Origin of the sequence: Burkholderia sp. Bp8963 (assembly GCF_003854275.1) — a bacterium.
Taxonomy (GTDB): domain Bacteria; phylum Pseudomonadota; class Gammaproteobacteria; order Burkholderiales; family Burkholderiaceae; genus Burkholderia.
The window spans coordinates 1-571 of record NZ_QTQP01000180.1; the positions used below are offsets into that span (position 1 = coordinate 1).

The 571-nt window shown below is 65.1% G+C and carries 1 protein-coding gene; it reads right to left on the bottom strand.

The genetic code is table 11. From position 1 onward, the window contains the following. On the bottom strand, nucleotides 1-571 hold a 571-nt coding region (locus DID96_RS37935), incomplete at both ends, for an alginate export family protein (RefSeq protein ID WP_185732514.1).

Consider the following 571-nt stretch of genomic DNA (forward strand, 5'->3'; position numbering starts at 1 on the left):
CCCGTCTGCAGCATCGCTTCGATATCCCAATCGAAGCGGCCGCGCGTGCCGGAATAGCGCAGGTCCCACACGTCGCGATGCTCGGGGCCGCTCGCATCGATGAAACGCGCGTTGTTGCGGTTGTAACGCGACCAGTAGCCGGACAGGTCGCCGGGCCCGACCGACTGCCGCTCGAAGCGCACGCCGCTGAACGTGAGATCGCGGTTCGACACGTCGTCGAACGTGGACTGGTTGCGGTTCTGCACCGGTTGTGTCGCGTACGCGATGAAGCGCCATTTCTGGTACTCGTAGTCGACCCAGACCGCGTCGTACGACTGGCGCACGTTCGGGCCGTCGCGCACCGAGATGAAGCGCTGCAGGTCGAACGCCATCTGCTGCCGGCCGACGCGAAACTTGAACGTGCCGCCGCCGAGCCCGCCCGTATAGGTTACGAACGCCTGCTCGAGATCGAGCAGGTTCTTGTCGACCGGTGTCACCGTGTTCTTGCCGAACGCGCGCGCATCCGCGAGCTGCGCGAAGAACTGCCAGTGCTCGCCGAGATGCGCGTCTGCGTGAACCTCGATGCGCTGGA